The sequence below is a fragment of the Methanomethylovorans hollandica DSM 15978 genome (assembly GCF_000328665.1).
GTDB lineage: Archaea > Halobacteriota > Methanosarcinia > Methanosarcinales > Methanosarcinaceae > Methanomethylovorans > Methanomethylovorans hollandica.
In genome coordinates this window covers 289,877-311,222 of record NC_019977.1, presented here as the reverse complement: position 1 = coordinate 311,222, position 21,346 = coordinate 289,877, and the positions used below count along the sequence as shown (strand labels likewise).

At 43.3% G+C, this 21,346-nt stretch carries 22 protein-coding genes; 8 read left to right on the top strand and 14 right to left on the bottom strand.

Annotation, left to right across the window (positions count from 1 at the left end; genetic code table 11):
• The first annotated feature begins 75 nt into the window (after positions 1–75).
• The 5 genes from METHO_RS01580 to METHO_RS01565 all read left to right on the top strand — a co-directional run bounded on the left by METHO_RS01580 (position 76) and on the right by METHO_RS01565 (position 5,651).
• On the top strand, positions 76–1,581 hold the full coding sequence (locus tag METHO_RS01580; protein WP_015323762.1) for a restriction endonuclease subunit S: 1,506 nt from the start codon (positions 76–78) through the stop codon (positions 1,579–1,581).
• The gene (locus METHO_RS13925) at positions 1,578–1,880 is read left to right on the top strand and encodes an AlbA family DNA-binding domain-containing protein (RefSeq protein WP_216594309.1); all 303 of its coding nucleotides are present in this window, start codon (positions 1,578–1,580) and stop codon (positions 1,878–1,880) included. Before METHO_RS01580 ends, METHO_RS13925 begins: the two co-directional genes overlap by 4 nt.
• Positions 1,881–3,098 (top strand): HTH domain-containing protein, encoded by a 1,218-nt coding sequence (locus tag METHO_RS01575; protein WP_216594308.1) that lies wholly within the window; start codon positions 1,881–1,883, stop codon positions 3,096–3,098.
• Positions 3,099–3,153: 55 nt separating this feature from the next.
• Positions 3,154–3,945, top strand: a complete 792-nt coding sequence (locus METHO_RS01570) for a flavodoxin family protein (RefSeq protein WP_015323761.1) — start codon at positions 3,154–3,156, stop codon at positions 3,943–3,945.
• A 215-nt stretch (positions 3,946–4,160) separates the two neighbouring features.
• Positions 4,161–5,651 (top strand): class I SAM-dependent DNA methyltransferase, encoded by a 1,491-nt coding sequence (locus METHO_RS01565; RefSeq protein WP_015323760.1) that lies wholly within the window; start codon positions 4,161–4,163, stop codon positions 5,649–5,651.
• Between the two features lie 43 nt (positions 5,652–5,694).
• Here the strand turns inward: METHO_RS01565 and METHO_RS01560 are convergent, their stop codons facing one another.
• On the bottom strand, positions 5,695–8,769 hold the full coding sequence (locus METHO_RS01560; protein WP_015323759.1) for a PAS domain S-box protein: 3,075 nt from the start codon (positions 8,767–8,769) through the stop codon (positions 5,695–5,697).
• A 425-nt stretch (positions 8,770–9,194) separates the two neighbouring features.
• Between METHO_RS01560 and METHO_RS14210 the strand changes: the two genes are divergently transcribed.
• Positions 9,195–9,329, top strand: a complete 135-nt coding sequence (locus METHO_RS14210; protein ID WP_281162788.1) for a hypothetical protein — start codon at positions 9,195–9,197, stop codon at positions 9,327–9,329.
• Positions 9,330–9,358: 29 nt separating this feature from the next.
• Here METHO_RS14210 and METHO_RS01555 read toward each other — a convergent pair whose 3' ends face one another.
• From METHO_RS01555 to METHO_RS01520, 9 genes are all read right to left on the bottom strand, one after another.
• On the bottom strand, positions 9,359–9,718 hold the full coding sequence (locus tag METHO_RS01555) for a nitroreductase family protein (protein WP_281162787.1): 360 nt from the start codon (positions 9,716–9,718) through the stop codon (positions 9,359–9,361).
• The gene (locus tag METHO_RS01550; RefSeq protein ID WP_015323758.1) at positions 9,681–10,034 is read right to left on the bottom strand and encodes a ferredoxin-thioredoxin reductase catalytic domain-containing protein; all 354 of its coding nucleotides are present in this window, start codon (positions 10,032–10,034) and stop codon (positions 9,681–9,683) included. Before METHO_RS01550 ends, METHO_RS01555 begins: the two co-directional genes overlap by 38 nt.
• Positions 10,035–10,046: 12 nt before the next feature.
• Positions 10,047–10,295, bottom strand: a complete 249-nt coding sequence (locus METHO_RS01545; protein WP_048830972.1) for a glutaredoxin family protein — start codon at positions 10,293–10,295, stop codon at positions 10,047–10,049.
• Entirely contained in the window at positions 10,295–10,618 is a 324-nt protein-coding gene (locus tag METHO_RS01540) for a Rieske (2Fe-2S) protein (RefSeq protein WP_015323756.1), read from the bottom strand. Before METHO_RS01540 ends, METHO_RS01545 begins: the two co-directional genes overlap by 1 nt.
• Before the next feature lie 40 nt (positions 10,619–10,658).
• Complete coding sequence (locus METHO_RS13510) at positions 10,659–10,799, bottom strand: hypothetical protein (protein WP_156810994.1); 141 nt, start codon at positions 10,797–10,799, stop codon at positions 10,659–10,661.
• A 12-nt stretch (positions 10,800–10,811) separates the two neighbouring features.
• Positions 10,812–11,123, bottom strand: a complete 312-nt coding sequence (locus METHO_RS01535) for a Rieske (2Fe-2S) protein (RefSeq protein ID WP_015323755.1) — start codon at positions 11,121–11,123, stop codon at positions 10,812–10,814.
• Between the two features lie 171 nt (positions 11,124–11,294).
• Positions 11,295–12,431 (bottom strand): COG1361 S-layer family protein, encoded by a 1,137-nt coding sequence (locus tag METHO_RS01530; protein ID WP_052309353.1) that lies wholly within the window; start codon positions 12,429–12,431, stop codon positions 11,295–11,297.
• A gap of 190 nt (positions 12,432–12,621) precedes the next feature.
• A complete protein-coding gene (locus METHO_RS14060) occupies positions 12,622–13,551 on the bottom strand; it encodes a helix-turn-helix transcriptional regulator (RefSeq protein WP_245546314.1) in 930 nt (309 codons plus the stop codon).
• 53 nt (positions 13,552–13,604) lie between these two features.
• Positions 13,605–14,552 carry a hypothetical protein gene (locus tag METHO_RS01520; protein ID WP_015323752.1) on the bottom strand — a complete coding sequence of 316 codons (948 nt, stop codon included), beginning with the start codon at positions 14,550–14,552 and terminating at the stop codon, positions 13,605–13,607.
• Positions 14,553–15,188: 636 nt separating this feature from the next.
• Here METHO_RS01520 and glnA point away from each other — a divergent pair.
• Together glnA and METHO_RS14360 are read left to right on the top strand one after the other, a co-directional pair.
• Positions 15,189–16,517: a type I glutamate--ammonia ligase gene (glnA, locus tag METHO_RS01515; protein WP_015323751.1), complete on the top strand. Its 1,329-nt coding sequence runs from the start codon at positions 15,189–15,191 to the stop codon at positions 16,515–16,517.
• Positions 16,517–16,861 carry a GNAT family N-acetyltransferase gene (locus METHO_RS14360; RefSeq protein WP_048830970.1) on the top strand — a complete coding sequence of 115 codons (345 nt, stop codon included), beginning with the start codon at positions 16,517–16,519 and terminating at the stop codon, positions 16,859–16,861. Before glnA ends, METHO_RS14360 begins: the two co-directional genes overlap by 1 nt.
• A gap of 81 nt (positions 16,862–16,942) precedes the next feature.
• Here the strand turns inward: METHO_RS14360 and METHO_RS01505 are convergent, their stop codons facing one another.
• Genes METHO_RS01505 through METHO_RS01490 form a run of 4 tightly spaced genes read right to left on the bottom strand, consistent with a single transcriptional unit; the run spans position 16,943 to position 21,274 of the window.
• Positions 16,943–17,965, bottom strand: a complete 1,023-nt coding sequence (locus tag METHO_RS01505; protein WP_015323749.1) for a Coenzyme F420 hydrogenase/dehydrogenase, beta subunit C-terminal domain — start codon at positions 17,963–17,965, stop codon at positions 16,943–16,945.
• Between the two features lie 5 nt (positions 17,966–17,970).
• Positions 17,971–18,711 (bottom strand): GltB/FmdC/FwdC-like GXGXG domain-containing protein, encoded by a 741-nt coding sequence (locus METHO_RS01500; protein WP_015323748.1) that lies wholly within the window; start codon positions 18,709–18,711, stop codon positions 17,971–17,973.
• Between the two features lie 2 nt (positions 18,712–18,713).
• Entirely contained in the window at positions 18,714–20,225 is a 1,512-nt protein-coding gene (locus METHO_RS01495) for a glutamate synthase-related protein (protein ID WP_015323747.1), read from the bottom strand.
• Positions 20,222–21,274, bottom strand: a complete 1,053-nt coding sequence (locus METHO_RS01490) for a class II glutamine amidotransferase (protein ID WP_048830969.1) — start codon at positions 21,272–21,274, stop codon at positions 20,222–20,224. The genes METHO_RS01495 and METHO_RS01490 overlap by 4 nt, the downstream gene beginning before the upstream one ends.
• Positions 21,275–21,346 lie beyond the last annotated feature (72 nt).

Genomic DNA, 21,346 nt, shown 5'->3' with positions numbered 1-21,346 from the left:
ATTTGATTTTACCGTTCATAAGTTACAAACCATGAGTGTTTAACTATAATCTGACAGTAAATATTGAGGCATTAGATGCTTAAAATGAATAACTCGATATCTTTCAATAATGCTGGAATAGAGAATTTACCAAGATTATCAGAAGGATGGCAATGGGTGCGGCTTGGGGAAGCTCACATTTTAAAGTCCGATAAACACAATGGCTCAGGAGAATCCTTATTTTACATTGGTTTAGAACATATTGAGAAAGATAGAGGAACATTAACACAAGATGTTAAAATCGATACAATCACTACTATAAAAAATAGTTTTAAAAAAGGTGATCTGCTCTACGGAAAACTTAGACCTTATTTGAATAAAGTGTATTTAGCTAATGAAGATGGAGTTTGTTCTACAGACATTCTTGTTTTTAAATCTGCTAGTATTTCCAATCTTAACTATTCTAAATATTTCTTTTTGTCACGTAAGTTTGTAAGTGATATGACACATAACTCAAGTGGCGTAAATTTGCCAAGAGTTTCAACAAAATATCTGCAAGAATATCCATTCCCTCTCCCACCCCTCCCCGAACAGCGCGCCATTGTCTCCAAGATCGAGCAGCTTTTCAGCGAGCTTGACAACGGTATCGCCAACCTAAGGCTGGCACAGGAACAACTTAAAGTTTACAGGCAGGCGGTGCTGAAGAAAGCGTTTGAGGGTGAACTTACCAGAAAATGGCGGGAGCAGCAGACCGATCTGCCGGATGCGCGGGATTTGCTGGAACATATCCGAAAGGAAAGAGAAGAAGCTGCAAAATATTCCGGCAAGAAAATGAAGCCTGTAAAACCCCTCACAGAAGATGAAATTGTGGAATTTCCAGGGCTGCCAGAGGGGTGGGGATGGGTGAAGATAGAGGAACTCGGGGAAGTAACAGGCGGCCTTACAAAGAACTCCAAAAGAAATGCAATATCTACAACTTTGCCTTACCTCAGAGTTGCTAATGTTTATTCTAATGAACTTAGATTAGATGATTTAAAATATATAGGCATTGAAGAACAGGAGGTTTCACGAGTTTTACTGAAAGAAGGAGACCTTTTAATTGTAGAAGGCAACGGAAGCGTTAATCAAATTGGTAGAGTTGCCATATGGAATGGAAAAATATCTCCATGCATACATCAAAATCATATAATTAAGGTAAGATTTGAAATTGTAAAAATTAGGAAGTTTATACTTTATTGGTTGCTTTCATTTGACGGCAGAAATCAGATTACTAAAGTTGCTAGTTCTACATCAGGTCTATACACATTGAACCTTTCAAAAATAGCATCTTTATGCATCCCAGTTGCACCTCTCCCCGAACAACAAGCCATCGTTCAGGAAATTGAAACGCGGCTTTCGGTGTGTGATAAGATTGCGCAGGATATTGATGAGGCTCTGGAGAAGGCAGAGGCGCTTCGGCAGAGTATTTTGAAAAAGGCGTTTGAGGGGAAGCTGCTGAGCGAAAGGGAGCTTGCTGAGGTGCGGATGGCGGAGGACTGGGAGCCTGCGGATGTGTTGCTGGAAAGAATTAAAGTGAAAAAAGAAGGAAAGGAAAAGAGGTGAGCAGATTGGGACTGGAACGGCTTAAGAGATTACTCAAAGAACAGGAAGGCATACGTCTGGAGTTTAAGGAAGCGCGTACAGCTTTGCCAAGGAACTTGTTTGAAACCATCTGCGCCATGCTCAACCGGGATGGAGGGGACATCATTCTCGGAGCCGATGATAATGGCAATATAATAGGAGTTGAGCAGTCAGAGATCGAAAACATGGTTGCCAATCTGGTCAATCTTTCAAACAACCCGCAAAAGCTTGACCCACCGTTCATACTGTTTCCGCAAACCTATGAAATCAAAGGAAAATAGGTGATCCACATCCAGGTTCCTGCCAGCTCACAGATACATAAGACCGCCAATACAGTGTTCAACCGCAGTAATGACGGGGATTTCAAAGTCATACAGCCACAGCAGATAGCGGAAATTTATAATCACAAAACAGCGCATTATACAGAAGGCATAATTTATCCCGCACTGCGCTTTGAAGACTTCAAAGCCGACCTGTTCCCAAAAATAAAGAATCTTATCAGAAGCTACAATTACAACCATCCCTGGCTGGCACTGAACGACCAGCAGATGCTGGAAAAAGCAGGTCTGTGGAAGCGAGACCTCAAAAGTGCACAAGAAGGCTATACACTTGCAGCAGCTTTGCTGCTTGGAAAAGACGAAGTAATCCAGCAAATTCTTCCTTACTTTAAAATCGATGCTCTTGTCCGTATTGAAGACATTTACCGCTACGATGACCGCGAATACATCCAGACGAACCTGATAGAAGCCTACGAACAGCTAATGACATTTGTAGGCAAGCATTTGCCTGACAAATTTTATATAGAAGGCGATCAGCGGGTAAGTCTTAGAAATAAAATATTCAGAGAAGTAGTTGCAAATTTGATAGTCCACAGGGAATACATGAACGCCTACCCCTGCACATTTATAATCTATGCAGACCGGATCGAAGCTGAAAACGCCAACAATCCACATGGAGAAGGACAGATCGATCCGGAAAGGTTTGCTCCGTTCCCAAAAAACCCCGCGATAGTAAAATTCTTCATGCAACTTGGAAGAGTAGATGAACTGGGTTCTGGTGTTTTAAACGTAAATCGCTTTATTAAGGAATACGCAGGTAGTGGCACTCCTCAGTTTATTGAAGGTAGTACATTTAAGACAATTATTCCGATACCTGAAGGACTTATTAAAGAAGGAATGACACAAAATACAAAACTAAAAAGAATTGGTGGTTCTTTAAGTGATACAGTAAGTGATACAGTAAGTGATACAGTAAGTGATACAGTAAGTGATACAGTAAGTGATACAGTAAAACTGAGACTCTCAAAAATCATATTGTTACTTTATCAAAATCCAGGCAGAAATTCAAATGAATTATCAAATGAGTTGAATGTATCAATAGCTACCATACGCAGAGATTTACAAAAAATAGCTAAATTGGTCACATTTGAAGGTCCGCCAAAAACGGGTGGTTATTTCCTGAGACAGGAAATGAAACAAAAAATGGAGCAGAAATCGTAAAGATAAAAATATAATACCTTGTACTGTACAAATATTAAAGGGAGGTGTAGAGAATATGAAAATCCTGGTGATCATGGGAAGTCCGCGCAAGGGCAATACCTATCGGGCTGCCAAAAAGATAGAAGAGGTCATGCATTCAATGGGTGATGTTGAATTTGAGTACCTGATGCTCAAAGATGCAAACCTGTCACAGTGCCGTGGATGTCTTGTCTGTTTTGGGGAAGGAGAGGATCATTGTCCTTTCAAGGACGATGCACCTCTCATCGAGCAGAAAATGCATGATGCTGACGGAGTTATATTTGCAACACCTGTTTATGGCATGAACGTTTCTGCACAGATGAAGACTTTTATTGATCGCTTTTCATATATATTCCATAGACCTCGCTTTTTTGATAAGAAGGCGCTGCTCCTCTGTAGTACCGGGCTGATGGGTCACAGGGATGTCCTTGATTATCTTGAGCTGGTTGCAGGTATATGGGGCTTCGAGATATCTCACAAGGTAGGCATTATAACCCGCGTGCCATTACCTATGAAAACAGAACTTGAAAATGAACGGAAGCTTAAGCAAGCAGCAGTTATATTTCACGATGCCCTTATGAAGAAAGCACGTAGATCTCCGGGGCTTAGGGATGTATTCATTTTCCGCGGGCAGAAAGCAACCTTTGGAGAGCTGGCACATATCTCGCCAGCCGATCATACCTACTGGAAAGAAAAAGGCTGGCTTGACCCGAAAACGAAATACTATGTGAACGTACCGGTCAATCCGCTCTACAATGCCATCGGGTGGACATTTGAACATATCCAGAAAAGAAAAATGAAAAAAGAGATGAGAGAAGCACAAAAATAAAGTAACTTATTTCATCACAGCTTGAATTATAGGAAAGAACAAAGGATACAAGGCAGATCATGATATCCGAGCAACTGAAGAGCATCATCCGGGATGGTGAAGGACTGACCCCGCAAGCTACCCTGCAAGTTACCCCGCAAGTTGAACACTGCTTTTGAGTATCAAATTCAACTAAAAAGATTAAAAATACTATTCCAAACCCAGAGATAAAGACCATGTCTGAGAACACATCATCCATCGTTTCCAAAGTCTGGAGCTTCTGCAATGTCCTGCGAGACGGAGGCGTGAGCTATGGCGATTATCTGGAACAGCTGACCTTTCTCATATTCCTCAAGATGGCAGAGGAATACAGAAAACCGCCATACAGCCGGGATATAGGCATCCCGGAGAAGTACACATGGGATGTGTTAAAACAAAAGCGCGGTGCAGAGCTTGATACCCATTACAAGGAGCTGCTGGAGGAGCTGGGCAAAAAGCCCGGCATGCTCGGGCAGATCTTCCTCAAGGCGCAGAACAAGATCAGCGACCCTGCCATGCTGTACAAGGTCATTGATATGATCGACAAGGAAAGCTGGGTCATGATGGGAGTGGATACAAAGGGCGAGATCTACGAAGGTCTCCTGCAGAAGAACGCAGAAGACACTAAAAGCGGAGCCGGCCAGTATTTTACACCCCGCCCGCTCATCAAAGCCATGGTGCAGTGCCTGCGCCCGGAACCTATGAAGACCATTGGCGATCCCTGCTGCGGTACAGGCGGTTTCTTCCTGGCGGCCTATGACTTCCTCACAAACAATTACGAGCCTGACCGCGACCACAGCCGCTTCCTGAAAGCAAAGACCTTCGGCGGCAATGAAATAGTGGCCGGGACCCGCAGGCTGGCACTCATGAACCTCTTTTTGCACAACATCGGAGAAATAGACGGAGAGCCCATGATCTCCAATTCCGATGCCCTCATAGCCGATCCTAACATCAGATACGACTACGTGCTCACCAACCCGCCCTTCGGAAAGAAGAGCAGCATGACCTTCACCAACGACGAAGGCGAGCAGGAGAAAGAAGACCTCACCTATAACCGCCAGGACTTCTGGGTCACTACCAGCAATAAGCAGCTTAATTTCGTGCAGCACATTCATACCATCCTCAAAACCGGGGGGCAGGCAGCAGTAGTCCTGCCCGACAACGTGCTCTTTGAAGGCGGAGCAGGCGAAACTGTCCGCAAAAAGCTCCTGGAGACCACCGACCTGCACACCATCCTGCGCCTGCCCACCGGCATATTCTACGCCCACGGGGTAAAGGCCAATGTACTGTTCTTCGAGGCAAAACCCGCATCCAAAGAACCCTGGACCAGGGAAATATGGATCTACGATTACCGCACCAACGTACACCACACCCTGAAAAAGAACCCTCTCAGGTTCACGGACCTTGAAGACTTCATCCGTTGCTATAACCCCGAGAACCGTTTCCAGCGCAAGGAAACATGGAGCCGGGAAGATCCCGAAGGCAGGTTTCGCAGATTCACCTACGAGGAAATAGCATCAAGGGATAAAACCAATCTGGACATCTTCTGGCTCAAGGACAAAAGCCTGGCAGACCTGGACAACCTGCCAGACCCTGACATACTCGCCAACGAGATCATAGAGAATATCGAAGCAGGGCTGGAAAGCTTTAAGGAGATAGTGGAAACCCTCAACGGGAATAGAAAATGACCATTGCGTTCCCGCAGCAATAATCAGAAGCAATTAATCCCGGTCATGAACAAAAATCGAGGTCCTGATCTTCAGAAACCTGCAACATACGTATCGGTTGTTCCCCATAGTCTAGGGGAATGGTAAAAGTGAAAGTGCTGCCTTTACCGGGTTCACTTTCCACCCAAATGTTCCCACCGTGCATTTTTATGAACTGTTTTATAAGGGCAAGTCCAAGCCCTGTCCCTCCATACCTGCGTGTTGTGGAACTATCCACCTGGTAAAAGGGATCAAATATTCTCTCAATATTCTCTTTTGCTATACCAATACCATTATCTGTGACAGATATCTTCACGTGGCTTTCATTCTGAGTGGCAGTGATGATCACAATTCCCCCATAAGGCGTGAACTTTATGGAATTATCCACAAGATTGTAAACTATCTCCTTGAACTTGATGGCATCAGCATTTATCCCATTGATCTGTGGATCAATATCAACTACATGTTTTATGGATTTCCTGTTTGCAGCTGCCTGCATCATTGCACAGGTGTCCTGAATAGCATCGCAAAGATTGAATTTAGTATAACTGAGATCCATTCGGCCATAGTCGATACTGGATATATCCAATATCTTGTTTACGATATTAAGGAGCATACAACCGCTTTCAAGTATAGTCCCAATGTATTTTTTCTGTTGCTTGCTGATCTTTCCCAGCTCGCCGGCAAGCATAAGCTCCGAAAAGCCGATAATAGAATTCAAAGGGGTTTTCAGTTCATGGCTGGTATTGGCCAGGAATTCGGTCTTACTGCGATTAGCCTCATCCGAAACCATCTTTGCCCTGATGAGAGCTCTTTCCACCCGCTTGCGTTCGGTGACATCCCTGAAAAAGACCAGAGATCCGTTAAGACCATCATAGATTATTGGCACTCTGGATATCTCTACATTGAAAGGTGTGCCGTCAAGCCTCAGGTAGATCTTCTCGATATTAGGTACTTCTTCGTGCATATCATTAATAAGATGGATGCGTTCACGGACAATATCACGGAAATCCGGATGGAAACGTTCCATAACAGGCTTCCCTATTAACTGGCTGGCCGAATCAACCCCGAAAAGACGCAATGCTGCTGGATTGACATAGGCAAAACAACCATTAGCCTGAACGAAAATAGCTTCAGGTGCATTCTCGACCAGCTGCCTGAAACGTGCTTCACTTTCCCGGAGAGACCTCTGGGCCTTCCTTTCTTCGCTCTGGTCACGGAACACCAGCACAACTCCGATTATCTCACCCTTCTCATTCACAATAGGCGAGCCACTATCAGCAATGGGGATTTCCCTATTATCTTTAGAGATCAACAGTTTATGATTTGCCTGGCCCATTACCCGGCCTTCCCTCAGTACTCTGCGCACGGGTATCTCAACCTGCTGTCGTGTATCTTCATTGAAGATATTGAAAATTTCCTCGACCTTTTTTCCCCTGGCTTCGGCCTCATTCCAGCCGGTCAGCTTTTCAGCAACATGGTTCATTTGCCTTAAATTCCCGTTAATATCAGTGGTAATGACCCCGTCAGCAATACTGTACAAAGTGATCCTGAAGAACTCTTCACTCTCCTTGAGCGCCTGTTCTGCAACCTTGCGTTTGGTGATATCCTTTGCAAAAGAAAGATAGAATACTTTCCCCTCATGCTCCATATCGTTAATAGTAATCTCTACAGGAAATTCTGTGCCATCCTTTTTGCAAAGAATTGTCTCGATAGTTCCCGATTTCAGCTTTCGTACATTTTTCCTGTGTTCAATCCATGTCTCAGGAGTAAATGTAGGATCAATATCCAATACCGTCATTGAACAGAGTTCCTCACGGGAATATCCCAGGGATTGGCACGCATGATCATTCACACTTACTATTCTGCCATCAGGCTCTTCAATACGGAATATCCCCACAACTGAATGATCAATACAGAACCGGTTCAGGAGAAGTTCCTGTTCCATCCTGTTAAGCTCTGTGATATCATTTATAATGGAGTAGAGAAGCATTTTTCTGTCCATAAGAATAGGACTGCTGAAAACTTCCACATCTCTGACAGAACCATCTGCGAGACTATGTTTAAAAAAGAAACGGATACGCTGGCCTTTAACTGCACGGTCCATTTCCTCTTTTACCTCGAAAGGAGACAATGCGTTGATCTCTTTGATGGTCTTACTTCTGAGTTCTTCACGTGTCCAGCCATAGAGAGATACTGCTGCCGGATTTGCATCTATGATTGAACCTATTTCAGGATCTATGACCAGCATGGCAGAGTGATTGTTTTCAAACAGGCTGCGATAGCGTGACTCGCTTTCCCTAAGTGTTTCCTGTACTTTCTTCTTCTCTGTGATATCGGCAATAAAACCCTCAATAGCTATTAGCTCACCATTATCGGCATAAACTCCTTTTCCCTGTTCCCATACCCATTTAACCTCTCCGATTGCGGTAGTTATGGTATACTCATCCTGGAATGTTTCTTTTCTGGCGAGCATTTCCTGATATTTTTTCCAGATATGCGCCTGGTTTTCAGGAGTGATCAGTCTATTATAAGAGATATCCCGATTGTGCAAAAGAGCTTCGGAATCATAACCTGTTAACTTGTAACAGCCCTCTGAAACAAATCGCATGGTCCATTCCTGATCATTATCACACCTATATGCCATACCAGGCAGATTCGAGAGAAGCATAGCATAACTTCTCTCCTTCTCAAACAGGGTATTTTTCATGTCATAGGCATTTGTTTTTAGAATGTTGTGATTATGGCATGCCAATTCAATGGTCGAGCACAATTGCTCATCTGAGAATGGAGGTATCAAACATCCTGAGATGTGTACATTACCTAACGACTCCAGTAAGGGATAGTCCACATAAGGAGCGATCAAAATGACAGGGATATGACCACTTATTTCAGAAAGGTAATGATTTTTCCTTAATTCTTCGATCGGCGTACCGGACAGATCCAGTAAAAATGCATCATATTGGTTTCTTTTGATCTCATCGATTATATTTTCTTCAAGAAGAAAACTTGTGTGAACATAATAACCATGAATTTCAAGCCTACAAAATAAGTTTGGTATTTCGTCTACAAAGCTCTGTAGCAATGCGATCTTTTTCACTAGATCCCTTCACCAATCTGTATCAGTAGTGTTTATAGTTGTTAACCAATTGTTTGAAACTTATGGTATTGATATCACCATTTATTGAATGCGATTTTAGCATCCATAAGTTGCAAACCATTAGTGGCTAACTATAATTTCAACATATATAATATTTTAGGTTACAGCCCTGCATAATCATTATGAAAAGATTGTATAGTAAAGTCTCCATTCCGAAGTCCATTATAAAAGGTATAATAAATCTTACAAAATATAGTAAATCTTACTCATAAGATCACATGAATCTGCGCTAACATATAAAAAATGATTTTTTCGGCATAAACCATTTTTTTCTTCTTACCCCTTGATCCAGAGCTATGAGGCATCGCTACATAGAAGCGAAAAGAGAAAAAGAGATGACTTAACACAAATTGCCTATGGTCTTTATGAAAAAGAAAAGTGGCTATGGTGGCACATATAAAACTTCAGTTCATACCCATGTGATGAACGAATCGTTCCTTGGTGGTGCTGCCGGTACAGTATCCCCATATCCAAAAATGATCGGAGCCACTACGTTGTAATCTTCGGGGATTTTGAGATTTAGTAGCATTTAAGGATTGTCCCGAACAAGACATGCAGTGCCTACCCAGCAGCTCCCAATGCCCATAGAATGGGCTGCAAGCATCATGTTCTGTGCACACATGCCACAATCGAAATCCGCTGTAGGAGCATTTTTTTTCCCCAGCACTATGATCAATAAGGGAGCATCGTAGAAGATATCGAACTCTTCTGTTTTGAGCATCTTCTTGAAATCTGCGGCCGCATCGATGTTCACTCCCTCAAGCTGCTGAAGCAGCCTGGGATTGCAATGAGTGGACATTTGTTTCATAACAGTCTTATCTTGATATTTGAGATCACCGGATCTTCCTTTATTATACCTTACCCTCCTTTTGCATCTGTTCGAACTCACAACGTGAGATCTGTACCAGACTATCCGGGTCCTCAACGTCCTTATGCACGTACAGACCACACCAGCAGCGTTTCATTGCATCGAAATGAGCTCTGTGAAATGGGATACACGGGCATACGATCTTCATATCGAGCTCTCGCTCTCCCGTAAGGCCCTGGCAGGGGCAGAAGGGATGACCATGCTCCTGTTCCAGCATGACTTCCTGTTCCAGCAGGAAATCCACTATTTCTTCATCAGGGCTGAACTTGTACCCCAGAGGATCCACCACCCTCTGGAACATTTCCCTGAGCCTTTGCTTTCTTTTCTCCACATCCATCTCGAGTCCTCTTCATGATTCCAGGAGTTTCATATATTTCTGAGGATTGTATCCCACTACAGCATCATCACCGATTATGACGAACGGGAAAGCTATACCTTCTCCATATGTAGAACATACTTCCCTTATCTTTTGCTTTTCTTCCTCACTGGCCTTATCATAATCTATGAATTCAAAAGGAATGTTCTTCTCGGCAAAGAAACTCTTGCTTTTCTTGCACCAAGGACAGGTACTCAGAGTATACATCATTACCTTCTTCATTAGTTCTCACCTTTTATTTTTAAATATATCTTACCATCAGATACTTGCAGTTCATAGACATCAACCTTAAGCTCCCTTGCATCAAGGAACTCTCCGCTGCGGATATCAAATCTCCAGTCGTGGCATGGGCATTTGATAATATATCCTTCAAGTTCACCTTTGGATAAAGGGCATTCCATATGTACACATTTATTTGAGATGGCAAAAAGCTCATTACCTTTTTTGATCAGTGCTATTCTCTGGCCATCTACAACCAGAGCTTTCTTTTCACCATCTACCAGCTCTGCCGTTTCAAGTACATAAACCCAGTTTCCCTCAGACATGCAAACCTCCGTTATTTAAATAATTATTGAAATATTACCTTCATATACCTGTGTCCGCGTTCTTCTCGGTCCTTATATTGAAACCCCAGTTATGACAGCCATATTTAAGGACAAAACCATCGAGTACCCCATCCTCGGGTGGACACCACATCTGAATACATTGATCATCTATAGAGGACACCTTTCCTTTTTATTAGATATATATAAAAATTTTACCTTCCTCGGTCTTGTTCTCATATACCTTCAGGACAATATCCCTGGAACCAAGATAATCTCCGGTCTTAATATCGTATCTCCACCCATGACATGAACACCTCAGGGTGTGATCTTCAAGAGTGCCAGCTGAAAGAGGACAACCCATATGTTTGCATTTGTTGGACAGAGCATAGATCTGGCCTTCTTTTCGGATCAAAAGCACAGGCTTATCGTTAAGCTCCACAAGCTTTAAAGAATTCTCTTTAAGCTCCTCTGCATTAAGAGCAAAGACCCATGACGGCTCAAGCATTTTGTTTACCCCTTATAATGAGGGTTACAAAATTATAAATAATTGTCGCGGATAGACGGAAAATGAATCATGATCGAACAATATTCACATAACCTATTGCAATGACACAAAGTAACAGCCTCTGTACAAGTGGCCTGTTCATATTGTCTATCTTTTAAAAAGCAGGCATGATCACTCATACCTCAAAGCGGCTACAGGCTTCATTTTTGATGCTTTGTATGCAGGAATAACACCTGATATGAGACCTACAGCTCCTTTGTTGTCCTGCTCACCACCAGTACTATTTGGAATGACTCCTGGCCCCTCTTGTGAAACAGTGAATGAAGCAATTGTATAATCACCTTTTTCGAGGTTGCCGACGATGGAAGAGGAGCTACCTGATACGCTGTATAGATCCTGTTTTGGTATCGATACTTTTACTGAATATGCTTCATTGTTACCTACATTAGCTATTGAGAACGATATATCTCCATCAGAATTATCTGAGAAAGCTACATCAAAATTAGTCCCACCACCAACAAATAGGCCTACAGTTGTCGAAATCTTACTGAAATTGGAGTTATAGTCCTCTAGTTTAAGTGTGATGTCCAGCTGGTAAAGACCCGGATTAGCATTCACATCTGCCATCACTATATAAGTTACAGTCACAGATTCATTGGCTGCCAGAGAGCTTATGTACATGGTATTGTCCGAGTACACGGGTAAGATGGTACCAGTGGTATCCATCCAGGATAGCTGCATGTTCTTCAAGGATGAACTGCCGGTATTTGTAACTAAGAAATCGAGTTGTTCCTCAGTTGCAAAGTCTATACTAGACTTGCTGATCTTCACTATCTGAGAGTATTCCTTTCCCCTTACTTCAATATCCAGGGTAGTGGTTTTGGTAGTACCTGTGGAATCCGTTGTAACGATGTCCAGTTCATATGTGCCCGCTGGCACATCACTGGCCACCTTTAGTTTCAATTTCACTGTTGCAGCATCATCCTGTCTTGCATTGAGATAGGATATTGTCCGGGTCAAAGATTCACCATCTAACTGTGAGAATGGATAATCAGGTTGTGCAGTCACAACTATGTTCTTTAGATTTTCATTCCCGATGTTCTGCACACTGAGAGCCAGTTCAGCGCTTTCGCCTGGTCTTGCAGGATTAGGTTCCTGGCTTATAATATCAACGTTGATCGCAGCAGAGTCCACATAAGTTGCTGCAAAAGCATGTGATGTGGAAAATAATATAAAGAGTATAAGTAATAGCATTCTTTTCATGTATGGCTGTGCAGGGGTAAGCCGCCAGTATATTCCTGGCAGCAAACCTCCTTGTGGTATTTTATAATAAAAATATACTTAAAGCTTAAAGAGAAAATATACGTTAGTTTTTAAATTGAACCTTTTGTTAAGGAATTTAACAAGAAAAAACCTCTAAATGGCAGTTTAATACTCTTTAGAGTTGGAATAAAGGATTCTTTTAGAAAAAGAAAAGAACAAAAAACAAGATTATGTATCAAGACAGTTGATCCTGTTCAATAAGAATAATAACATTCCCCCTACCTCTTTTGAATTTCTGGATCATGCCCCGCTTTTCAAGATCAAAAAGCATGAGGCTCACTTTACCTTCTGAATATTTGAGCTTGCCACGCAGGTCTTTCTGGGTCATACGTCCCCCCTGCGAACTAATGACATCCAGTATTTCCTGCAGATCAGCGGGCATTGGCCCCCTGGGAATATCATCAGAAGTGGCCGGCCCAAGGTTATCCGGCTCGGTAACCATTAATTCATCGGGATCATATGGTTCATATAGTTCGCCAGGCTCCAGTGCATCAGAATCTTCTGCCATCACTTCAATCATCTCAGCTGGTGCTGAGAAAACTACTGTCCCAGGTGTAAGAGCTACTTTTTCCTTGACCTTTTCTTGCTTTGCTGCATGATGCCGTTCAAAGTGAGGAGTATTTTTGCGATTCGTTGGATGCCTTAACCAGATGAACAGAACTAAAAGTATTAAAACTATTAGAAGAAAAGTATTAACTGAAGTAGAAATACTCTGACCTGCTGTCACATTCCGAGCATCCATTGACTCATTTAAAGAAGATAAATAAGAAACATTGGCAGAAGAAGAAACATTCATAGAAGAAGAAAGATTGGTAAAAGATGTACTTTGAGAATAAACAGGAAAAAGTAGCATATCGAGCACATAGCTGCCCTCGTCTGTGATATTCACGAGGCCCTCCCCGTAATATATAAGATTATTGTCCTCATAAAAATTTGCAATTATCTTGTAACTTCCCAATGGCAGCTCAAAGGAATAAGTACCATATTTGCACACCATTGATTGCACTGGAGTAGAGTTCACACTTACAATTACATTTTCCATGGCTTGAAATGTATTCCACTCATACACTACACCATGAATGGTAGCGCTTGCACCAGCAGTCATTATAAGTGGAATGACTAACAAAATGGCAAATGCGATTCTACGGGAAAATGCTTTCATTTGCTACCAGTATAGACAGAGGGGTTATTAATAGTTCTTCTTACTGCAGGTACTTCCCATCTCATATCATCAAAACTGCCATCTGGGCATGTTACGCTATAAGTACCGTTACCAAAGAAATCAATTGTGCCATTTCCTTTTACAATGAGCGATATTTCATTTGCTTCCACTATAAAAGCTGACCTTTGTGCTGAAATATCCACTGTGGCATCAAGTATCTTGTAATAAGATACACGATCTTGAGGGTTGTCTGAATTTTCGAATTCATACTTCCCTACTATGCTTACAGGTGATCCCGAGCTATGAGGAAGACCAATTATATAAAATATCCCATTCCTTATAGAAAGATTAGCACTTAGGTCATCACCTGCAAGCAACACCCTGCCGGTACCTTTCCCGGAAAGAGTGCAGCCCTCGCCTAATATAACATGGCCCGGAAGCATTATTTTCATTTCATTGAAGATCTCCGACAGGACTGAATTGGATCTTTTCAGGCTTTCTCTGGACTGGTGTAAATATAGTTCCTTTTGAATTGTCTGGCATTCCGGGTCAGTACAGCCTTCATGATGCTGATCTGCAAGTTCCCGATATGTTTTTGCACTGGAGATCAATGTATTATATTCTTCCAGGAGAGACTTAAGCATTTTAACATCTTTACCCTCTTTCTCATAACTCAGTATCCTGGAATTTAACTCCTGTGATATCATAACGGCTTCTGAGAGGATCTTGTTGATCTCCTCTCCTTCATCTCTGATAACAGGACGAGCAGGATCTTCTGGTTTGATATTACCAGGTGAAGAAAGAAGTGTGAAATATGGAGGAACAAGACCATAATTTATATTCTGATCTGGACCGCTGTTCTGAGTGGAAGGCTTCTCCGCACATCCACCTGCAAAAATAACAAAGATTATTGCAAATATGATAATTATAGCCTTAAGATTCATGTGATTCAGATACCTATATTTATATAAGGGTCATTTTCGTTTCCAGCAGAGAAAATCCTGATGGACCAGGATGTCAGGTCTATAATGGTATTGAACTACCATATAAATATGCTTGAGAAATTTTTATTAGAAAACTAGAATATAAAACAGATATACTATTATTTACAACTCTTTTAAACAATGAAGCTTTACAAAAGATTTTTAAGGAAATATATCTTAGAGATCATTTTCAATAGATGAATAAAGCATGGTAATTGCTTATTGAAACTTTTAATTCTCTGTAAACCCATCAGAGTTGATGAAAAAATAATAGAATTACTTTATTTTTAAGAAAATATACTCTATACTGAAGAAAACGGAAGAAATGCAGGAGATATAAGATAATGCAGAGATCTTTGATATGATAAAGAATTTATTAAAATTTTAAGATAGTTGATAAAAATTATGTACTGAAACATATCAGTACTGGGTGGTTTAAGATCTTGAAAAATCACTATTTATTTGAGAAAATGCGGAAGATTAAGTTTTTTAATGCGTATGAATTCATTAATATACAAAGAATAATCTTATCTTCATTTAGATGTTAATTAATATAGCTCAAGTGATTGCAGTGCATGCTGCTGGACAGGAGATCTAATGATTGTTAAGAACGAAAACGATGTTTTAAAAGCCATTGAAGAACATAATATAAAGTTCATAAGGTTACAGTTCACAGATATACAGGGTGTGGTTAAGGACGTGGAAATACCTGTGACCCAGATAAAAAAAGCTCTGACCACAGGAATCGGCTTTGATGGCTCTTCTATAGAGGGATTTGTCAGAATATACGAGTCAGACATGCTGCTTAAACCTGATGTAACTACATTTGCAATACTTCCCTGGAATAATGGTAAAGGAAAGCTGGCACGCATTATCTGCGATGTGTACCAGCCAAATGGCGAGCCTTTCAAAGGCGATCCCCGCTATGTACTTAGAAAAATCACAGAAAAGGCTGCAGATATGGGTTTTACTTTGAATGTAGGGCCTGAGATGGAGTTTTTCCTTTTCGAAAAAGAAAACGGTAATGCTACGACCATACCTCATGACTACGGAAGCTACTTTGAGTTTGCACCCACGGACATTGCTGAAGATATCAGACGTGAGATCGTCCTCACACTCATGGACCTTGATTTTGATATTGAAGCTTCCCATCATGAAGTGGCCTTTGGACAGCATGAGATAGACTTCAAGTATGGGGACGCATTAACTATGGCCGACAATGTGGTCACATTCAAGTACGTCGCCAGGACGATAGCTAAGATAAATGGATTACATGCCACATTCATGCCAAAACCAATAGCTACCGTCAATGGTTCAGGTATGCATGTCAACCTATCCCTTTCAAAGGATGGAAAGAACGCTTTCTACGACCCGGATGCTGAGATGGAGATCAGCGATACAGCAAGGTATTTCATCGCCGGTGTTCTGAACCATATAAAAGCTATCACGTGCATAGCCAATCCCATTGTCAACTCATACAAGAGGATCATCCCCGGATATGAGGCACCTGTATACATTGCATGGTCTGGTGCTAATCGCAGTTCTCTTCTGCGCATACCTGTTGCAAGAGGCAGCAGTACCCGTGTGGAACTGAGAAGTCCCGACCCATCCTGCAATCCGTATCTTACTTTCGCTGCTATACTGGCAGCAGGTCTTGAAGGCATACAGAACAAGGCTGCTCCAAAACATTTTGTGGACTACAATATTTTTGATCTTAGTCTCAAAGAGCGTGCAGAAAATGGTATCGAAAGTCTGCCAGGTACCCTCAATGAGAGTGCAAACTACTTTGAGCAGGACGAGTTGCTCAAGAAAGTATTGGGCACACATGTACATGACAATATCCTCAGACTTGCGAGAGCAGAATGGGATGAATATAAAAAACAGGTACATGAATGGGAGATCGAAAGGTATCTTAACAGAACTTAATGCCGGATATTAAGATACGACAGGCCCGGCAGGAAGATCACAACCCTCTCTGCCGGTTCATCGAAATTGTAGACAATGAGTTTTACCCGCCCCTCAGCATGAGGGGAAATGGTATAGATCAAAGGGTATGGGAATGTCTTACTGGTAAGCATTCCTATTATTTGATAGCAGAAGATCATAGTGGCCCATCCGGCCCATCCGGGAATGTTATCGGTGTTATTGGCTGCAACAAGTTCTGGAGAGGAGAGAATGACACATACATCAACCTTATGTGTGTGCATCCCTCTCAAAGGAAAAAGGGTATAAGTACAGCATTGTGCCAGGAACTTGAAAGGATTGCATAAAAGGATGGATATACGGTGTCTATCAGCATGGTTAGGAACGACGAGGAAGAGGATAGACACCGCAGCCATAAATGTGATATCTTATATTTTCTCCTGTTTTCTTGCAATTTTCTTACCTGATAGCTTTTCTACAGCCTGTATGTCCACATCAGGCCCTGTAGAAAGCAAACCGTTTTCGATGGCTCTTTGTACAACAGTCTGCCCGGCAGTACTGCGTATGATCAGTGTAGTATAGCCTGTTGGACTACCCACTGAACCCGCAGACAGATCTGAATAAATAGCAGTGAAGTCAGTACACACCCTGCAACCTGGTCTTACACAGTCATCAACATCTTTCAACGGTATCATTGTGAGACTACCATCTTTCATGGTGATCTCCAGCTTCCCTTTCACATCAAAGCGGATCATGTCCAGAGGTTCAATGCTGCGCTCCCGGATCAGTTTTTCCTCTACCAGCTTCTCGTAGTCGAAGGTTTCAGTACAGAAAAGTCCTACAACCAGGCGAATGGAACGCCTGAATGGTCTTAAGAGGTCGTGGTCGCTATCAAGCATTTTTCTGACAGCCTGCACCACACAGGGCACACCCACAACTGCAACTTTTCTATACTTACGGGTGATGACAGCCTCTTTCAGAGAAGAGACCAGTGGCACCCACCAGTTGTAACGGCTTCCGGCCTGATTGATAAGCACATCTTCCGATGTGATGACAGTTGACGATGGTTTAAGAGTCCATGGGTCCTCTTCCACTGTGACCACTGCATCGATCATGCCCTGTTCAAGAGCATTCACCAGAATAGCTGTGACAGCTCCTCCACTCTGTTTTCCCGGAACAGGAATATCTGCCTTTGCAGAAAAGATATCCAGATATTGCCCCAACACTTCAGTTGGTGCCGGGTCCAGCCTGGGGCAGGTAGCATAACATGCACCACATGGTACTCCGTCAGTAACTTCCTTACAGTATTCATTGTTTAAGGGGCTTATGGATTCTTCCCCAGTCTTGAAAAATATAGCATCTGCCGGACACACTGCAACACATGCACCACAAGATGCACATATGCCTGTGTCCCAGACCTCAGCCTTAAGATCGAGATAATTTTTGCCCATTTAAATCACTCCCACGTATATTTGTCAGCAAAGGGCCTGGTGCTTGAAGGCACTATACGTGTGTAGTTGGTATTCATGAGAGGAGATGGATCTAGATCGAACCTGGAACAAAAATCCTCTATTACCGGGGATAACCTTTTAAGATCGCTTTCAGTGAACTCTGTTTTCCTGGCACCTACTCCCAGAAGCCTGTCAGCCACAGTTCCACGGATCACGATCTCTCCCCCGTGTATACCGCTGCCGATACCTCTGTCCCTCATTATTGGCTGTGAACCCATACCAAGGACCAATATAAGACCTCCAGCCATGTATTCACCAAGGAATGCATGAGAAATGCCACCTATTACAAGAGTTGGCTTTTTAGATTCGTATCCTTTCATGTGTATACCGCCTCGGTATCCTATATTATTCCGGACATACACCTTACCACCACGCATACTGTGAGCTACAGCGTCTCCTGCACTGCCATGGACGATGATCATCCCTCCATCCATAGTGTTTCCAGGAGCATGTTCACAATCCCCGTGAACAGTACACTCCGGCCCATTCATGAACATACAAAGATCACCACCGGGAATACCATTGATGGTAATTTTCACATCACCTCTGAGACCGTTGGCTATAAAACGCTGCCCAAGCACATTATTTATCTCGATCTCCTTAACACCGGCGGCTACAGCCTGTCGGATCTGCTTATTGAGCGGAGTGTAATGCATACCTTTTGCATCAATGACCAGCTTTTCCATCTTTATGCCCCCACCGGTTCTACATTCAGCACTTTCAGCATGCCTTCATCCAGCATATATCCACGCAAACGCTCGCGATTACCCCTGAGGCTTTCAATGCTATTCAAACCAGCAGCACCCATCAGTTCACTGAGTTCCAGTGTCCAGGCATGGATAAGGTTTGCAACGTTCCTTCCCCCTATCTCGGGATCGATACGATCTACCAGATCCTGCCGTTGGGTGGCTATGCCCCAGGGACACAGACCACGGTAGCAGTTACCACACACCCGGCATCCAAGAGCAATCAGGGAAGCTGTTCCGATATATACTGCATCCGCTCCCAGAGCAATGGATTTTGCAAGGTCTGCACTGTTGCGTATACCTCCGCTTGCAATAATGGAAACCTCATTTCTCACACCCTGATCACTCAGCTTGTGATCTACAGCGGCTATAGCTGCCTCTATGGGTATGCCTACATTGTCCCTGAACACTTTAGGAGCTGCACCTGTCCCGCCACGGAAACCATCAATTACAACGGCATCTGCTGACGAACGTGCAATACCTGCAGCTATGGCTGCTACGTTGTGTACAGCTGCGATCTTTACGAACACTGGCTTCTTCCATTCTGTAGCTTCCTTAAGGCTCCTGACCAATTGTGCCAGATCCTCTATACTATATATATCATGATGAGGTGCCGGACTTATAGCGTCTGAACCCAGGGGGATCATACGGGTGCAGGACACATCAACGCATACTTTTTCACCGGGCAGGTGACCGCCTATGCCTGGCTTGGCACCCTGTCCGATCTTGATCTCAATGGCTGCGCCACGTTCAAGATAATCGATGTCAACACCAAAACGCCCTGAAGCCACCTGAACGATGGTGTGATCCTGATAAGGATGCAGGGCCTTATGCATTCCACCTTCACCTGTACCCATGAAAGTACCCATTTCGGTCACTGCCTTTGCGAGGCTTATCTGGGTATTGAGACTGATAGCACCGTAACTCATGTGGCCTATCATGATAGGTGTTTCAAGCTTCAGATTAGGGGCAAGCTCCGTGACAAGTTCCACATCACCTTCATCGTTCTTTCTGAATTCAAGCCTTGAAGGCTTCTTACCCAGGTATGTGCGCAGTTCCATGGGCTCCCTCAGAGGATCAATACTAGGATTTGTCACCTGGCAGGCATCCAATACCAGCCTGTCGAAGATTATAGGATAATCAAGTGCATTACCCATACCTGCAAGGATTATCTTGCCAGTGCGGGCCTGATTGATAATATCCTCTCTTGTCTGGGCTGTCCACAAGGGATGGCTACGGTAATCCACGGGCCTCTCCTGAAGATTGATAGCATCTCTGGGACACATGGAAATACAACGGTGGCAGGCAGTGCATTTGCGGGAGTCGATAAGGATCTTGTCGCCCTCCACCCTGTAAACACCATAGGAACAATTATCCACACAGCGCATACACTGCATACACTGGTCACGGTCGATGCTTACCTTATACCGCAGAGGTACACTGCCCAGAGTCATACAATAACCCTCCCTATGACCGGTTCGCCTGCCCTAGGCATACGGATGTTCTGCACATCCGGGTCCATCACTCTGATAGCTGCCTCCTCGCTGGAGATATAGAGCTTGTTTCCGTTCTCAGCCACGACCAAAGGACGTAGCTTGATACGGTCAGTGAACCCTACTATACCCTGGCTGGTAGCCACAACTATGGCAAAAGGTCCATTCATCTGGGCAGCCCCGTATGTGAGACGCATGGCGTGATCTATCTTCCGCTGTCTTTCGGGCATTGCATCGATCTCATCCCAGAAAGGAGGAGCCAAAGCCTTGACAACCAGATCTTCAGATAATCCATGGCGCCTGCCCAGAATATCAAAGAGGTAAGCTACAACCTCGGTATCCGTGGACATAGTACACTTGTAGCCATTGCTTTCCACATACTGCCTGTTAGTACCGTAAGAAGTGATCTCGCCATTGTGGACCACTGACCAGTCAAGCAGATTGAATGGATGGGCGCCTCCCCACCAACCTGGAGTGTTCGTTGGATAACGGTTATGAGCAAGCCATATGTAACCCTTGTAATCCTGTATGCGGTAAAAATTCGCAACATCCTCCGGCCAGCCAGCCGCTTTGAACACTCCCATGTTGATCCCTGAAGAGAACACCAGAGCACCATCTATACGGGAGTTGATATCCATCACAAGTGTCTTTACAAGATCATCTTCAGGTGTGGAACTGCCTACCACAAGATCCTTATGAGGCTTATAGAAATACCGCCAAGGAATATGTTTCTTCCTAAGGCCGGGTTGCTCATAGGTAGGGATCTCTTCCTGTTGAAATACGCGTCCCCACTTTTCGAGCAGGTCATCTACCTTCTTTTTCGGCTCTACTAAGTTGTCATAGAAGACATGAAGAGCATAATAATCCGGATAATCCGGGTATATGCCATAAGCTACATAACCCGCACCTTCTCCACTTCCTCGTTCGTTCATCAGGCTGAGGGCCTCTTTTATACCTGAGCCGTCCATGCCAGACTGGCCCCGGTCTATAACGCCTATAATTCCGCACATATTTACCACTAAGAACTGTTTTTGGAGATACATCAATTTGCCTTTTGCGGACTAACCATGCAAATATCCATA

Excerpts from the sequence above, each read along its gene's own strand:
- METHO_RS01580 (WP_015323762.1), top strand. The coding sequence starts at position 76 with ATGCTTAAAATGAATAACTCGATATCTTTCAATAATGCTGGAATAGAG.
- METHO_RS01570 (WP_015323761.1), top strand. The coding sequence starts at position 3,154 with ATGAAAATCCTGGTGATCATGGGAAGTCCGCGCAAGGGCAATACCTAT.
- METHO_RS01565 (WP_015323760.1), top strand. The coding sequence starts at position 4,161 with ATGTCTGAGAACACATCATCCATCGTTTCCAAAGTCTGGAGCTTCTGC.
- METHO_RS14210 (WP_281162788.1), top strand. The coding sequence starts at position 9,195 with ATGAAAAAGAAAAGTGGCTATGGTGGCACATATAAAACTTCAGTTCAT.
- METHO_RS01550 (WP_015323758.1), bottom strand. The coding sequence starts at position 10,034 with ATGGATGTGGAGAAAAGAAAGCAAAGGCTCAGGGAAATGTTCCAGAGG.
- METHO_RS01545 (WP_048830972.1), bottom strand. The coding sequence starts at position 10,295 with ATGAAGAAGGTAATGATGTATACTCTGAGTACCTGTCCTTGGTGCAAG.
- METHO_RS01540 (WP_015323756.1), bottom strand. The coding sequence starts at position 10,618 with ATGTCTGAGGGAAACTGGGTTTATGTACTTGAAACGGCAGAGCTGGTA.
- METHO_RS01535 (WP_015323755.1), bottom strand. The coding sequence starts at position 11,123 with ATGCTTGAGCCGTCATGGGTCTTTGCTCTTAATGCAGAGGAGCTTAAA.
- METHO_RS14060 (WP_245546314.1), bottom strand. The coding sequence starts at position 13,551 with ATGACTGCTGGTGCAAGCGCTACCATTCATGGTGTAGTGTATGAGTGG.
- METHO_RS01520 (WP_015323752.1), bottom strand. The coding sequence starts at position 14,552 with ATGAATCTTAAGGCTATAATTATCATATTTGCAATAATCTTTGTTATT.
- glnA (WP_015323751.1), top strand. The coding sequence starts at position 15,189 with ATGATTGTTAAGAACGAAAACGATGTTTTAAAAGCCATTGAAGAACAT.
- METHO_RS14360 (WP_048830970.1), top strand. The coding sequence starts at position 16,517 with ATGCCGGATATTAAGATACGACAGGCCCGGCAGGAAGATCACAACCCT.
- METHO_RS01505 (WP_015323749.1), bottom strand. The coding sequence starts at position 17,965 with ATGGGCAAAAATTATCTCGATCTTAAGGCTGAGGTCTGGGACACAGGC.
- METHO_RS01500 (WP_015323748.1), bottom strand. The coding sequence starts at position 18,711 with ATGGAAAAGCTGGTCATTGATGCAAAAGGTATGCATTACACTCCGCTC.
- METHO_RS01495 (WP_015323747.1), bottom strand. The coding sequence starts at position 20,225 with ATGACTCTGGGCAGTGTACCTCTGCGGTATAAGGTAAGCATCGACCGT.
- METHO_RS01490 (WP_048830969.1), bottom strand. The coding sequence starts at position 21,274 with ATGTGCGGAATTATAGGCGTTATAGACCGGGGCCAGTCTGGCATGGAC.